This is a genomic window from Mycolicibacterium chubuense, from assembly GCF_001044255.1.
GTDB lineage: Bacteria > Actinomycetota > Actinomycetes > Mycobacteriales > Mycobacteriaceae > Mycobacterium > Mycobacterium chubuense.
Window position 1 is genome coordinate 99,395 of record NZ_JYNX01000033.1, and the last position, 14,071, is coordinate 113,465.

A 14,071-nucleotide genomic window follows, 5' to 3' on the forward strand; every position below is an offset into this window, starting at 1 on the left:
GCCTCACTTGATCGCTATCGGGCTGACGGGGGCGCCGACCGCACCGACGACCTTCAACGGCGGGGCGACGAGCTGGAATTCGTACATGTTGTCGGCGGCGCAGTCGGCGGCGAGCGGGCCGAGATCCCAGTACTCCCCGAGCATCAGGCCCATGTCCCGTAGACAGAGCATGTGCATCGGCAGGAAGGTGCCCTCGATTCCGTTGGCCGGGTCGGGGTCTTCGACCATCAGGTTGTCGGCGGCGACGGCAGCGACCTCGTGATCGTGCAGCCAGCGGGCGCATGTCCAGTGCAGGCCCGAGCCGGCCTCGCCGCCGTCACCGGTGGCCAGGAAGCGGGTCCACCACCCGGTGTGGACGACGACGATGTCGCCCGAGCGGATCTCGACATTCTGTGCGGCGGCGATCTCGTCGAGTTCGGCAGGGATGATGGGTTCCCCGGGCGCGCAGAACATGTCGGCACCGCGGTGGGCGACCACGTCGAGCAGCACTCCGCGCGACGTGATGCCCTTGCCGTCGACCTTCTCGATGCCCAGGTGGAAGGCGCCGAAACTGGTGACGGAGTCGGCCGGAAAGCCGTTGTAGAGCTTCTCCTCGTAGTAGACGTGCGACAGCGCGTCCCACTGGGTCGCGGCCTGCAGCGGCATCACGATGAGGTCGTCGTTGAATCGGAACGGGTTGTCGGCGAAGAACGCGCTCATGTCGGCGGCGACCGCGTTGCGCAGCCACTGCGGGCCGTACTCGACGAGCGTGGAGGCGTCTCCGCCGTCGACGGTCATCACGTGCACGGGGTTCTGCCGGAACTTGAAGGCGCCCTGGGGACCGCCCGCGCTGAAGTCGCCGCCGAGCGAGATCACCTTGCCCTGTGTGACCAATCGCGCTGCCTCGGTCACTTTCTCGGCGGTGATGAAGTTCAGGGTGCCGAGTTCGTCGTCGTCACCCCAACGGCCCCAGTTGCGCAGCTCCTCGGCGGCCTCCCGGAACAACCTCATGTCGTCGGCCATCATCGACTCCCCTGTGCCGCATTGCTGCCGTGCATCTGAGCCGCGTACCGCTGGGCGAGGATCCCGCCGTCGGCCCATACCACCTGCCCGGTGATGTAGCCGGCCGCCCGGCTGCCCAGAAAGACCAGCACGGCGGCCTGTTCCCCGGGGTCGGAGATCCGGCCCAGCGGCGTGGTGAAGGAGTCCAGGTAATCCTGGCCGTACGCCGAGCGCAGTTGGTCGAGGATCGGCGTCTCGGTGACCCCCGGTGCGGTGCAGTTGATCCTGATACCCCGGGCGCCCAGCTCGGTGACGCGGCGCATGCCGTAGAGGATGACCGCCTCCTTGGAGAGCCGGTAGCCGCCGTCAGCCAGCGCGTGCGGGTTCCGCCTGCACCAGGCCACCCCGTCGGCCACCGAGGCGGCGTCGAGCAGACCCGTTGTCACGGAAGCGTTTTCGCGGTAGTGCGACGCTGCGAGGGAGGACACGTTGGTGATCGACGCACCCGCGGGCATCCGGCCGGTCAGCGCCTCGGTGATCTGCCGTGTGCCGAGGAAGTTGATCCGGACAACCAGCTGCGGGTCGCCGATGCCCGACGACACACCGGCCACGTTGAACAACGCGTCGACCTCACCGTCGACGATGGCCGCCGCGGCGGTCACCGACCCTGGATCGGCGAGATCGACCTCGACGAAGTCCGCCAGCGGCGACGGGCCGGAGGGAGCGCGCAGATCGAGCCCCGTGACGCGCGCGCCCAGCCGGCTGAGGTGGTCTGCCACGTGGGCCCCGATACCGGAGGAGCATCCGGTGACGACGGCATGTCTGCCGTCGTAGCGCACCAGTTCGTCGAGTGCACTCACGCTCTGCTCGCAGGTTCCTTCGCTGCCTTCGCGTCCTTCTCGGCCTGCGCGGCCTTGACCCGCCCCTCGTTGATCTCGGCCATGGCCTCGGGAATCTCCCCGGCGGTGAACTTCCCACCCCGGCCGGTCGGCAGACCGCCGAACGCGTACGTCTCGTCGAACATCGGTGCGTCCGAGGGCAGCCTGCGCGCCTCGACCTTCTCGATCACCGGCGCCAGCCGCTTGGCCTTGTCCTTGACCGCCTTCTCGTCGCGCTCGATGAACTCGGGCAGGATCTCGCGGCCCATGATCTCGATGGACTCCATGGTGCCCTCATGGCTGCGCGGATTGAGCAGCAGGATGATCTCGTCGACGCCGCTTTCCTCGTAGCCGCGAAGGAACTCGCGCACCGTGTCCGGCGAGCCGATCGCACCCCGGCCGGGGCCGTAGGCCAATGTCGGATCGTCCTTGACGGCCTGCTCGTAGAGTTCCCAGACCCCGGTGCGGCCGGGCGTGTGCATGCCGGTCAGGTAGTAGTGCATGATCCCGAACGAGAAGAAGCCCCCGCCGATGCCGAGGCGCTCGAGCGCCTGTTCGTCGGTCTTGGCCACCATCATCGACAGGTCGCCGCCGATGGCGAGCAGGTTGGGGTTGATCGCCGGAGTGACGGGTGTGCCCTGATCCTCGAACTCCCGGTAGTAGCCGTCGACCCTCTCCTTGAGCGCCTCCGGCCCGGTGTAGGCGAAACTCAGTGCGCCGATGGCCTTCTGGGCGGCCATCTGGACCGACGACGGGCGGGTACAGGCCACCCACACCGGTGGGTGCGGGTCCTGCAGCGGCTTCGGAATCACGTTGCGGGCGGGCATCTCGACGTGCTCGCCCTTGAAGCCGGTGAACGGCGCCTCGGTCATGCAGCGGATCGAGACCTCCAGGGCCTCCTCCCACTGGGTGCGCTTGTCGGCGGGATCGATGTTGAAGCCGCCGAGTTCGGCGACCGACGAGCCCTCCCCGGTGCCGAACTCCACCCTGCCGTTGGACAGATGGTCCAGCGTGGCGACCCGCTCGGCGATGCGGGCCGGGTGGTTGATCGACGGTGGAAGGTGCATGACGCCGAAGCCGAGCCGGATGTTCTTGGTCCGCTGACTCGCGGCCGCGAGGAACATCTCGGGGGCCGTGGAGTGGCAGTACTCCTCGAGGAAGTGGTGCTCGGTCAGCCAGACGGTGGAGAACCCCGCCTTGTCAGCGAGTTCCACCTCGTCGAGCCCATGCTGGAACAGCTGGTGTTCGTCGTCCTCGGACCATGGCCGGGGCAGCGGGAACTCGTAGAACAGGGAAATCTTCACTTCTGGTTACCTCCTTGAAGTTCGGGCGACGGGGACGGAAGAGCGGTGTCGGCGATGTGGCGGGCCGCGACGAAGCCGAAGGTCATGGCCGGCCCGATCGTGGCGCCGGCCCCGGCGTAGCTGCGGCCCATCACCGCGGCCGAGGCGTTGCCGACGGCGTAGAGACCGTCGATCACGGTGTCGTCGGCACGCAGCACCCGCGCGTGCTCGTCGGTGCGCAGACCACCCGAGGTGCCGAGATCGCCCAGGATGATCTGAAACGCGTAATAGGGCGGATCGCCGAGCGGATACAGATTCGGGTTGGGCAGCGTCGGGTCGCCGTAGTAGTTGTCGTAGGCGCTGTCACCGCGGTCGAAGTCGTCGTCGTGCCCGCTGCGGGCCAGCGCGTTGAAGCGGTCTGCGCTGGCGCGCAACCGGTCTGCGGGCACGCCGATCTCGCGAGCCAGTTCCTCGAAGCTGCGGCCCTGCTTCACCACACCGGACTCCAGCCACGCCGCCGGTACCTTCCGTCCGGTCGGCACCGGCGCAAACGGCACCTTCGGGATCGGCAGATGCCCGGCGACCACATAGCGGTGGAACGACCGGACGTCGGTGACGAGCCAGCACGGGATATGGGTGACGCCCGAGCGCTGGCCCTCGATCATCGCGTGCGCGAAGTCCATGTAAGGCGCGGCCTCGTTGATGAATCGCTCGCCGGCGCCGTTGACCACGAACTGCGACGGCATCATCCGCTCGTTGAGCATGAACTGCAGTCGGCCGTCGGGCCAGCAGATCGCCGGAAACCACCACGCCTCGTCGAGTAGCTCGGTCGAGGCGCCGACCTTCTCCCCCGCCCGGATGCCGTCCCCCGTCGCCGCGGGGTTACCGAAGCTCCAGTCCTGCTCGAGTTCGGGCAGATGTTCACGCCGCCAGGCCATGTCGTGATCGAAGCCGCCGCTGGCCAGGATCACGCCGCGGCGGGCGCGGATGCGAAGCGCATGCCCGTCCCTCTCCACGACCGCCCCGACCACCATGCCGTCCACATCGGTGATCAGTTCGGTCATCGGCGCATCGAGCCACAGCGGAATGTCGTGCTGCTTCATCGCCAGTCGGAGCCGCGCGGCCAGCGACTGCCCGATGGCCGCCATCCGGTCGCCGAACACCCGCGCCCGGAACATCCGCCAGATCAGTTTCATCAGAACGGCTTTGCCGCGCCAGGATTGCCGCACCTGATAGAACAGCCGCAGGTCCTTGGGCCCGAACCAGATGCCCTTGGGCGCCAGCGCCAGCGGGGCCAGCAGATTCTGCTCCTCATCGCCGAGGACGCGCAGGTCGATCGCGTCCACGTTGATGGTGCTGCCCAGCGCCGAACCGCCCCGTACCTCCGGGTAGTAGTCGGCGTAGCCCGGCTTCCACACGAACTCCAGCCACGGGCTGCGGTTCTCGAGGAACTCCATCATCGCCGGTGCGGCGTCGACATAGGTGCGCAGCCGCGCGTCGCTGACCAGTCCGCCGGTGATCTCCTTCAGATAGAGGAACACCTCGTCCGGGTCGGGCACGTGCCCGGCACGGCGCTGCGACGGCGCGCCGGGCACCCAGATGCCGCCGCCGGACAGCGCGGTCGAGCCCCCGAACCGCGGCGACTTCTCCACGACCAGGGTGTCCAGCCCGGCGGCGTCCGCGGTCAGGGCCGCCGTCATGCCCCCGCCGCCGGACCCCACGACCAGCACGTCGGTGGTGTGGTCGAAGTCCGGGTCGGCTGTCTGCGAGCTCACGCTGTCACCGCCGTCCGGATCGCGAATCCGGCGATCAGTTCCGGGGCGGCCCGGTAGAACCGGTGCCCCGTCGCATACGGGCCCTGGGTCGCCAGCGCCGCTAAGGCCGCCACCCAGGTTCTGACCTCGTGTGCTGAATTGCCTGCCTGCGCGGCGATCCAGGCGTTGTCCCACCCGTCGACCTCGCTGAGTCGGTTGGTGTCCAGCAGATCGAGGAACGCGTGATCCCAGGCCGGATTCAGTGGGGCCAGCGATCCCTGCCCGGCGGCGAACTCACGCGCCGCCTCCATCACCGCGGTCTGGCGGGCCTGTCGCTGTTCGGAGGTCATCGGGACGCCGTGCACGATGCGGTCGAGCGCTGCCGGAGGTGCCGTGGCCAGCGTGGGCACCGGCGGATCGTGCGACAGTCCCCCCGACCCGATGATCAGCACCCGCTTCCCGAGCGAGGCGAGGTAGCCGCCGACAGCCTCACCGAGGGCCCGGACCCGCCGCATCGGTCCGAGCGGTGTGGCCACCGAATTGACGAACACGGGGATGACGGGCTTGGCGGTCGCGTCGCCGAAGAGTTTCTCCAGCGGTTGCACGGTGCCGTGGTCGACCTGCATCGCCGCCGACAGCGCCACATCGACGTCGGCAGCGAGAACGGCCGCAGCACAATCGATTGCGAGGTCACCGGGCACGTCGAGCGGGCCCTGATACGTGCCGTAGTCACCGACGCCCTCGGCGGCGGTGCCGATGCAGAACGGCGGCATGGCCCGGTAGAAGAACCCGTTGTAGTGGTCGGGCGAGAACGTCACGACGAGATCGGGGTCGAAAGCGGCGACGAAGTCCCGTGCCGCATCGATAGCCGACCCGATGTCGTCAAGCAGATCCCGTGACGGTCCGGGAAGGTTCAGCAACGGGCTGTGCGACATGGCGCACACCGCAAGTGTCGACATGAGAACCGGATCCTCCTTCCGTGGTCAGGTGGAGCGCGGCGAACAGGGCCTGCGACACCTCCGGTGCGCGCTGGGCGATGCAGGCGGCCGCGATGCAACGGTCAGGACGAAGGAACAGCACCGAGTCGGTCGAGGCGTCGAACCACGACTTGAGCGCCCCTGAGCGGTCGCCGACGACCGCCACCGCGTCGTCGTCATGCCCCGTCCAGTGCAGCTGCGTCATCGGTCGGACCTCGATGAACCTGGCGCCCAACGTGTTCCACCGCGCGAAGGCGGAGTCACCGAGTACGGCCCGCAGATTGTTGCTCCAGCACAGCACCGCGAAGCCGGGCCCGAGCACATCGTCGAGAAGCAGATTCCGGCCGTGGCGGGTGTCGACCCGAGGCTGGATGAACAGCGTGCCCGTCGGCGAGTTCGCCGATGTCGAGGAGGACGCAACATCGTGGTACACGGCGCCCTCGGTGTAGCGCGGCATCGGCTTGAACCGCATCTCGAGCACATAGCGCTTCAGCGTGGGGACCGCCGAGGCCGCATGGATCACCCGGTCCCGCAGCGCGGCCACCCGGGTGTTCGTGGGCGAGATGACCCGGCCGACCATCGTGGACAGGTCGATCATCGCCCGGGCGTGCCTGCGGCGTTCGATGTCGTAGGTGTCCAGCAGCGCGTCGCCGGCCTGCCCGGTCACCACCGCGGCGAGCTTCCAGCCCAGGTTGGCGGCGTCGCGGATGCCGCTGTTGTAGCCCTGTCCCTGCCACACCGGCATCAGGTGGGCGGCGTCGCCGGCGAGCAGCAGCCGGCCCGCGCGGAACGACGAGGCGATCCGCGAATGGTGGGTGTAGACCCGGTGGCGGATCATGTGCACACGCTCGGGATACGGGATCCGCTCGGCGAGCATCTGGGAGACGAACGCCGGATCGTCTGCCTGTTCGTCGGATTCGTGGGGATGGATGAGGAACTCGAAACGACGGATGCCGTGGGCGATGGCGATCGAGACATAGGGCCTGCGCGGATCGGCGCCGACCTCACTGTTGGGATGGCCCAGGGGATCGTCGGCGAGGTCGACGACGAGCCACCGAGTCGACGAGGTGGTGCCGTCGAACGAGACATTCATCAGCCGCCGCGTCGCACTGCGGCCGCCGTCGCACCCCACGACATAGCGCGCGCGCACCCGGGCGCCGTCGCTCAACTCGACCGTCACGCCGTCGGCATCCTCCCGGCACGTCCGCATGCCGCGCCCGAACTGCACGTCGACATGGTCGAAGCGGTCGAGGCCGGCGAACAGTTCGGCGTCGACCATCGGCTGGACGAAACCGTTGCGCTTCGGCCACCCGAATCGCGCGTCCGGAGGCGCCATCTCGGCGAGCAGACGCCGCTTCCCGTCGAAGAACCGCAGGATCTGGTTGGGCACCGTGTGGGGCAGGATGCGGTCGACCAGGCCGATGGACTGGAAGGTGCGCAACGCCTCGTCGTCCAGGCCGACACCGCGCGGATAGTCGATGAGCGTGTCGCGCTCCTCGGCGACGAGTGTCCGGACTCCGTGCAGGCCCAGGATGTTGGCCAGCGTCAGGCCGGACGGCCCTGCCCCGACGATGACGACGTCCACGTCGTCGGGGGCGTTCATGTACGCCCCAGCAGGAAGTCCAGGTGCAGCCGGTCGAAGGTCTTGGGATCCTCGTACTGCGGCCAGTGGCCGCACCCCGCCATCACCTCGAAGCGGGCACCCGGGATCATCGACGCGATCCGTCGGCCCTCCTCGACGTCGGCGGTCGGGTCGTCACTGGTCCACAACACCAGCGTGGGCGCGCCGATTGCGCCGTACTCGTTGGGACCCAACAGGTTCCGGGCGCGGATTTGCGGATCCTGCAGCGCCATGATGTCGCGCATCGCATCCACGAACCCGGGCTGGCGGTAGACCCGCTGCCGGCTGGCCACGATGTCGTCGTAATCCCTGGACTTGTCGGCCATCAGCCACTTGATGCGGGCCTGCACCGTCTCCCACGTCGGGTTCTCGGCCGCGGCCATCGACAGCGTGACGATGCGCCTCATCACCTCGGGGTCGGCCTGCGACCCGCCCGCGGTGTTGAGGACGAGCCGGTCCACCCGGTCGGGGTGGTCGATGGCGAACCGGGAGGCCACCCACCCGCCGAGCGACTCACCGCTGATGTGCGCCCGTTGCGCGCCGATCGCGTCGAGGACGGCCACCAGATGTCCGACGTAGTGGGCGATTTCGAGAGGATGGCCCGGCTTGTCGGTGTACCCGTGCCCGAGCATGTCGATCGACCAGGTGGAGAAGTGCCCGGCGTGCGCCTCGAGGTTGCGCACGTACGCCTCGGCGTGCCCACCCGAACCGTGCAACAGCACCAGGGCCGGGGCGGCGGGATCACCCGCGTGCAGGAACCGGGTGCGCACGCCACCGGCATCGAGGTAACCCTGCGAGAACGGGACGCCCTGCAGGTCGCTCCACACGCTCTCGAACTCCGCCACCCGGCGCTCCTTCCTGCCGTTCGCGATGGTCCTCCGGACCGCGCCGCTGAGAATTGTATTCTCTTTTTTTGTAAGCACTTTGCTCATTTATCGCACATCAATGTGCACTATAGTCAGAGCATCACTCTCGCCCTCGTGTCTGTCAAGGAAGGTCGCCCATGACCCGAGCGTCCGCAGCCCCCGGCCGTCACCTCACCCCGGACGGAGCCGCCGCGAGCGCACCGGGATCGCAGACCCTGGCGCGCGGCCTGAGTGCCCTGCAGCTCGTCGCAAGTTCCCCCACCGGCATGACCGTGGCGCAGGTCGCCGACGACATCGGCGTGCACCGCACCATCGCCTACCGGCTGCTCAGCACCCTGGCGTCGTTCCGGTTCGTGGCCAAGGGTGAGGATGGCCGCTACCGCTCCGCGGCGGCACTGGCGGTGCTCGGGGCGTCGTTCGACAACAACGTCCGCACCATGGCCGTCCCCACACTGCGCAGCCTGGCCGACGAGCTCGGCACCACGGTCTCTCTGCTGGTCGCCGAAGGCGATCAACAGGTCGCGGTGGCCGTCATGGTCCCGACGAACGTCTACTACCAGCTGTCCTTCCACGAGGGCAGTCGCTACCCCCTGGACCGCGGGGCTGCCGGCATCGCGTTGCTGGCCGGCATGCCGCCCCGCCCCGGCGAGCGCGAGCTCGTCGGCGAAGCCCGCCACCGGGGCTGGGTGATCACGCACGGCGAGATCGAGCCGAACACCTATGGGCTCGCGGTGCCTGTGCGCCGCCGACCACCGTCGCCGCCCACCTGCATCAACCTGATCTCGCATCGCGAGGACGTGGTCCGCGACGGCCGCGAGTCAGTCATCAAGGCAGCCAACGAGTTATCGGCGATCCTCGGCTGAGGGAGCCCGGAAGGAGACAGCGGTGACCGACTGGGACCACGACGTCGACGTCGTCGTACTGGGCAGTGGAGGTGCCGGCCTGACCGCCGCGCTGACCGCGGCGGGCAACGGCGCCTCGGTGGAGGTGTACGAGAAAGCCGCCACCGTCGGCGGCACGACCGCGGTGTCGGGCGGGATCGTCTGGATTCCGGCGCACGACCGTGCGGCCGAGGGCGAGCTGTCCGCGGACGACGCGATGGCCTATCTGCGCGCACAGTCGCTGGGCGTGATGGATGACGAGCTGGTCGAGACGTTCGTGCGCACAGGTGCATCGATGCTCGAGTTCGTGGAGGCGCACAGCGATCTCGTGTTCGAGGTGGCCGAGGGCTTTCCCGACTACAAGCCCGAGCTCCCCGGCGGCCGTCCCGCCGGGGGCCGGTCGCTGAACACGAAGCCGTTCGACCTCGCCACACTCGGCGAATGGCGTGACCGGATCACCTCCTTCCCGGCCGACTTCAGCAACGTCGGTATCGACGCCGAGACCCGGGCGCGCATCCACGCCTCGGTGGACAGCGGGTCGGGCGACTACTGCGTCGCGGGTACCTCACTGATCGCCGGGTTGCTCAAGGGACTCTTGGACGCCGGCGTCGAACCGCACACCGAGGCCCGCGCGGTCGAGCTCATCGCCGACCCGCTCGGCATCACCGGCGTCCGAATCCAGCAGCACGACCAGGATTTCCGCGTCCGTGCGCGGCGCGGCGTGGTGCTCGGCACGGGTGGGTTCGAATGGGACAGAAGTCTCGTCGAAGCCTATCTGCGCGGGCCGATGCGCGGCGCGGTCTCGCCGCCCAACAACACCGGCGACGGGCTGCGCATGGCGATGGCGCACGGCGCCGATCTGGCCAACATGGGCGAGGCCTGGTGGGTGCCGATCGTGCAGATCCCCGGCGACACCTTCGGCGGACATCCGCGCAGCCGCAGCGTCCGTCTCGAACGCACCCGCCCGCGAAGCATCATCGTCAACCGAGCCGGCAAGAGGTTCCTCAACGAGGCCGGCGAGTACAACTCGATGGCCGGGCCTTTCCACTTTCTCGACCCCAAAATCGGCTACGCCAACGATCCGGCGTGGATCGTGTTCGACTCACTGCACCTCAAGCATTACGGATTTCTGGGTGTGGACCCCGACGGTCCGATCCCCGACTGGTTCTGCCAGTCGGCGGATCTCGACGAACTCGGCGAGAAGACCGGGATCGACGCGGCAGGACTGGCCCGGACGCTGCAGGCGTGGAACACCCATGTCGCCGCCGAGCACGATCCCGACTTCGGGCGCGGCGACAGCGCGTACGACGGCTACTGGGGCGACACCTCGGCATCGACCACGGCGGCGAAGACCCTGGGTCCCATCGACACCGCGCCGTACTTCGCGGTACCGGTGTCGGTCGGCGCGATGGGGACCAAGGGCGGCCCGCGCACCGACCGCGACGGCCGGGTGCTGCACGTCAACGGCACGGCGATCACCGGGCTGTTCGCGGCCGGCAACGCGATGGCCGGTCCGACCGGCAAGGCCTACGGCGGCGCGGGCGGAACCCTAGGACCCGCCATGGTGTTCGGCTACCGGGCGGGCTACACCGCGGCGACGGGCCGCTCGGCGTCCTGACGGCGGCCACGACGGTAGCCGGTCGGCTACCCTCGGCGAATGACGTCGCCCCGCACCGGAACCAGGTTCAGTGCGATCCGGCGCACGGCAGCACAAACCCGCGTGCTCGATGCCGCCCTGAGCATGATCACCGAGCACGGCGTGAGCGGGACCTCGCTGCAGATGATCGCCGACGCGATGGGCGTCACCAAAGCCGCGGTCTACCGCCAGTTCAAGACCAAGGACGAGATCGTCCTCGCGTTGACCGAACGGGAACTCGGCAGGCTGGAAGAGGCACTGGAGGCCGCGGAAGCCGAACCGTCGGCGTCGCGGGCGCGAGAACTCCTCCTCGATCGCGTCATCGACGAGGCCGTCGAGCGGCGGCGTGCCGCCGCGACACTGCAGTTCGATCCGGTCATCGTCCGGTTCCTGGCCGACCACCCGCCGTTTCAGCAATTCATCGGCCGGCTGTTCGCGGTCCTCATCGGCGAGAACACACCGCAGGCTCGTCTCCCCGCCGCGATGTTGTCGGGCGCCATCGCCGTCGGCGTGATGCATCCCCTGGTGGACGACATCGACGACGACACGCTGCGCACCCAATTGCTCTTCTACACAAGGAAACTGGTGGACCTGCCAGAGTAGGTCAGCGATCGTCGCCGACCACCAACTGCGCGGCCGCCGCGTAGGGATCGCAGGTGCCGTCGGCCACGGCCGCTGCCAATCGGTCGAGGTCGGCGTGTGTACGCAGCAGCGTCGCGGCCATCGACAGGATCTGGGAACGGGCTCGTGCCGCCCGCCGGGCCGGGCTGTCGGAACGGTGGTGGGCGGAGATCGTCTCGACGAGTTCGGTCACGCCGTCGCCCTGCGCGGCGACGAGTTTGAGGATGGGCGCGTGGGTTTCGGCGCGCAGATCGCGCACGGTCTGGTCGGCTCCCGTGCGATCGGCCTTGTTGACCACGACGATGTCGGCCACCTCGAGGAGGCCGGCCTTGGCGGCCTGCACCGCGTCTCCGGCGCCGGGGTTGAGGATCACCACCGTCGGGTCGGCCACCGCGGCGATCTCGATCTCGGACTGGCCCACCCCGACGGTCTCGACGATCACCAGGCCGTACCCGAGCGCCGACAGCAGGGTGATCGCCGCGGGCACCGCCGCGGCCAGTCCACCGAGATGTCCCCGGGTCGCGACCGACCGGATCAGCACGTCGGGATCGTTGATGTGGGCGGCCATCCGGATGCGGTCACCGAGCAGTGCCCCGCCGCTGTAGGGCGACGACGGGTCGACCGCGAGGACCGCGACCCGTTCCCCACCTGCGCGATAGGCCCCGACCAGGGCGCCCACCGTGGTGGACTTCCCCGCACCCGGAGGACCGGTGATCCCGATGACGCGGGCGGGCGCCGGGACGCCGACCGCTGCCAGCACCTCCGGTCGTCGCGGACCCTCCACGAAGGTCAGCAACCGGCCGGTGGCCCTCGCCGACCCGCCGCGGGCCGCGCAGATCAGCTCGTCGATGGTCACGTCACGCACCTTACGCAGACGTTCTTCACTCGGACAGCTGCCCGCTCCCGTAGCGAGAATGTTATTCTCTTTAGCTGAGAGTAGTGATTTCAAGGAGGATGCATGCAGATCACCGGCAGTTCCGCCCTGGTCGTCGGCGGCGCGGGCGGTCTCGGGGAGGCGACGGTGCGCCGGCTGCACGGCGCAGGCGCCAAGGTGGTGGTCGCCGACATGGCCGACGACAAGGGCAGCGCCCTCGAGTCGGAGCTCGGAGTACGGTACGTGCGCACCGACGCCACCTCCGAGGAGTCGGTCAACGCCGCCATCGCCGAGGCCGAAGCCCTTGCTCCGCTGCGCATCTCGGTGGACACCCACGGCGGGCCGGCCAGCGGCGGGCGGCTCGTCGGCAAGGACGGGTCGCCACTGGACCTCGAGGGGTTCAAGACGACCGTCGAGTTCTACCTGACCGCGGTGTTCAACGTGATGCGACTCTCCGCGGCGGCGATCGCGAAGACCGAACCGCTTGACGAGGGCGGCCGGGGCGTCATCGTCACCACGGCGTCGATCGCCGGGTACGAGGGACAGATCGGGCAGCTGCCCTACGCCGCGGCCAAGGGCGGAGTGCTCGGCATGACCCTGGTCGCCGCACGCGACTTGTCGCCGCTGGGCATCCGCGTGGTGACCATCGCGCCCGGGACCATCAACACTCCCGCCTACGGCACAGCCGCCGACCAGCTCGAACAGTACTGGGGCCCGCAGGTGCCGTTCCCGAAGCGGATGGGCCGCGCGGGCGAATACGCGCAACTGGCACAGAGCATCGTCGAGAACGACTACCTCAACGGCGAAACCATCCGCCTCGACGGGGCGCTGCGCTTCCCGCCGCGGTGAGCCTGACCGGCAGGGTCGCGTTCGTCGCCGGCGCCAGCCGCGGCATCGGCGCCACCATCGCCTCGGCCCTGGCCGCCGCCGGCGCGTCGGTCGCCGTCGCGGCGCGCTCCGAACAGGAGGGCAGGGTTCCGGGCACGATCGGGTCCGTCGCGCAGCGGATCACCGCGGCGGGGGGCCGAGCGCTGCCCGTGGTGTGCGACGTCACCCGCGAGGATTCCGTGAATGCCGCAGTGGCGCAGACCGTCTCGGAGTTCGGCGGTATCGACATCCTCGTCGCCAATGCCGGTGTGCTGTGGCTCGGGCCGATCGAGACCACCCCGCTCACGCGGTGGCAGCTGTGCCTCGACGTGAACCTCACCGGCGTCTTCCTGGTCACCAGGGCCGTCATCCCGCATGTGCGGGCGCGCGGCGGCGGCTCGCTGATCGCGGTGACCACGACGGGCGTCGGGATGACCGGGCACGGCGCGAACGCCTACTGGGTGTCCAAGGCTGCCGTCGAACGGCTCTACCTCGGGCTGGCCGCCGATCTGGCGACCGACAACATCGCGGTGAACTGTCTGAGCCCGTCGCGGGTGGTGCTCACCGAGGGCTGGCAGGCCGGCGGCAGCGGCATCGAGGTGCCCCCCGAGATGGTCGAACCGCCTGAGGCGATGGCCGAGGCCGCGCTGCTGCTGGCGCGCCAGGACGCCTCCGGCATCACCGGCACGGTCCAGCGCTCCGAGCAACTCGCCGCGGAATAGCATTCCTGGCTGCGATTTTCGCGGCGGATTCATACGGTCACTGCAACATCCGGTGTTCTGGGGGGTTGCTGAGTGGGCAGTGGGCGGCGGTTCGGGTCTGAGGTTCGGCG

At 69.1% G+C, this 14,071-nt stretch carries 13 protein-coding genes; 5 read left to right on the plus strand and 8 right to left on the minus strand.

Annotated features, from left to right (window positions below):
- Positions 1-3 precede the first annotated feature (3 nt).
- The 7 genes from MCHUDSM44219_RS10845 to MCHUDSM44219_RS10875 are packed head-to-tail and all read right to left on the minus strand — an operon-like array spanning position 4 to position 8,339.
- The gene (locus MCHUDSM44219_RS10845) at positions 4-1,002 is read right to left on the minus strand and encodes a cyclase family protein (RefSeq protein ID WP_048418242.1); all 999 of its coding nucleotides are present in this window, start codon (positions 1,000-1,002) and stop codon (positions 4-6) included.
- Complete coding sequence (locus tag MCHUDSM44219_RS10850) at positions 1,002-1,841, minus strand: coniferyl-alcohol dehydrogenase (protein ID WP_048418243.1); 840 nt, start codon at positions 1,839-1,841, stop codon at positions 1,002-1,004. Before MCHUDSM44219_RS10850 ends, MCHUDSM44219_RS10845 begins: the two co-directional genes overlap by 1 nt.
- Complete coding sequence (locus MCHUDSM44219_RS10855) at positions 1,838-3,163, minus strand: LLM class flavin-dependent oxidoreductase (RefSeq protein ID WP_048418244.1); 1,326 nt, start codon at positions 3,161-3,163, stop codon at positions 1,838-1,840. The genes MCHUDSM44219_RS10850 and MCHUDSM44219_RS10855 overlap by 4 nt, the downstream gene beginning before the upstream one ends.
- A complete protein-coding gene (locus MCHUDSM44219_RS10860; RefSeq protein ID WP_048418245.1) occupies positions 3,160-4,917 on the minus strand; it encodes an FAD-binding protein in 1,758 nt (585 codons plus the stop codon). The genes MCHUDSM44219_RS10855 and MCHUDSM44219_RS10860 overlap by 4 nt, the downstream gene beginning before the upstream one ends.
- Complete coding sequence (locus MCHUDSM44219_RS10865) at positions 4,914-5,831, minus strand: 3-carboxyethylcatechol 2,3-dioxygenase (protein WP_048418246.1); 918 nt, start codon at positions 5,829-5,831, stop codon at positions 4,914-4,916. Before MCHUDSM44219_RS10865 ends, MCHUDSM44219_RS10860 begins: the two co-directional genes overlap by 4 nt.
- On the minus strand, positions 5,779-7,476 hold the full coding sequence (locus tag MCHUDSM44219_RS10870; protein ID WP_048418247.1) for a bifunctional 3-(3-hydroxy-phenyl)propionate/3-hydroxycinnamic acid hydroxylase: 1,698 nt from the start codon (positions 7,474-7,476) through the stop codon (positions 5,779-5,781). Before MCHUDSM44219_RS10870 ends, MCHUDSM44219_RS10865 begins: the two co-directional genes overlap by 53 nt.
- Positions 7,473-8,339 (minus strand): alpha/beta fold hydrolase, encoded by an 867-nt coding sequence (locus tag MCHUDSM44219_RS10875; RefSeq protein WP_048418248.1) that lies wholly within the window; start codon positions 8,337-8,339, stop codon positions 7,473-7,475. The genes MCHUDSM44219_RS10870 and MCHUDSM44219_RS10875 overlap by 4 nt, the downstream gene beginning before the upstream one ends.
- Positions 8,340-8,497: 158 nt before the next feature.
- Here MCHUDSM44219_RS10875 and MCHUDSM44219_RS10880 point away from each other — a divergent pair, with 158 nt between their 5' ends.
- The 3 genes from MCHUDSM44219_RS10880 to MCHUDSM44219_RS10890 are packed head-to-tail and all read left to right on the plus strand — an operon-like array spanning position 8,498 to position 11,480.
- On the plus strand, positions 8,498-9,223 hold the full coding sequence (locus MCHUDSM44219_RS10880) for an IclR family transcriptional regulator (protein WP_048418249.1): 726 nt from the start codon (positions 8,498-8,500) through the stop codon (positions 9,221-9,223).
- 22 nt (positions 9,224-9,245) lie between these two features.
- Positions 9,246-10,859 (plus strand): FAD-dependent oxidoreductase, encoded by a 1,614-nt coding sequence (locus tag MCHUDSM44219_RS10885; RefSeq protein ID WP_048418250.1) that lies wholly within the window; start codon positions 9,246-9,248, stop codon positions 10,857-10,859.
- Between the two features lie 39 nt (positions 10,860-10,898).
- The gene (locus tag MCHUDSM44219_RS10890) at positions 10,899-11,480 is read left to right on the plus strand and encodes a TetR/AcrR family transcriptional regulator (RefSeq protein ID WP_048418251.1); all 582 of its coding nucleotides are present in this window, start codon (positions 10,899-10,901) and stop codon (positions 11,478-11,480) included.
- 1 nt (position 11,481) lies between these two features.
- Here the strand turns inward: MCHUDSM44219_RS10890 and MCHUDSM44219_RS10895 are convergent, their stop codons facing one another.
- Positions 11,482-12,354, minus strand: coding sequence for an ArgK/MeaB family GTPase (locus MCHUDSM44219_RS10895; RefSeq protein WP_048418270.1), 873 nt, complete (start codon positions 12,352-12,354; stop codon positions 11,482-11,484).
- Between the two features lie 102 nt (positions 12,355-12,456).
- Between MCHUDSM44219_RS10895 and MCHUDSM44219_RS10900 the strand changes: the two genes are divergently transcribed.
- Positions 12,457-13,221, plus strand: coding sequence for an SDR family NAD(P)-dependent oxidoreductase (locus MCHUDSM44219_RS10900; protein WP_048418252.1), 765 nt, complete (start codon positions 12,457-12,459; stop codon positions 13,219-13,221).
- Positions 13,218-13,961, plus strand: a complete 744-nt coding sequence (locus MCHUDSM44219_RS10905; RefSeq protein ID WP_048418253.1) for an SDR family NAD(P)-dependent oxidoreductase — start codon at positions 13,218-13,220, stop codon at positions 13,959-13,961. Before MCHUDSM44219_RS10900 ends, MCHUDSM44219_RS10905 begins: the two co-directional genes overlap by 4 nt.
- Positions 13,962-14,071: the final 110 nt, after the last annotated feature.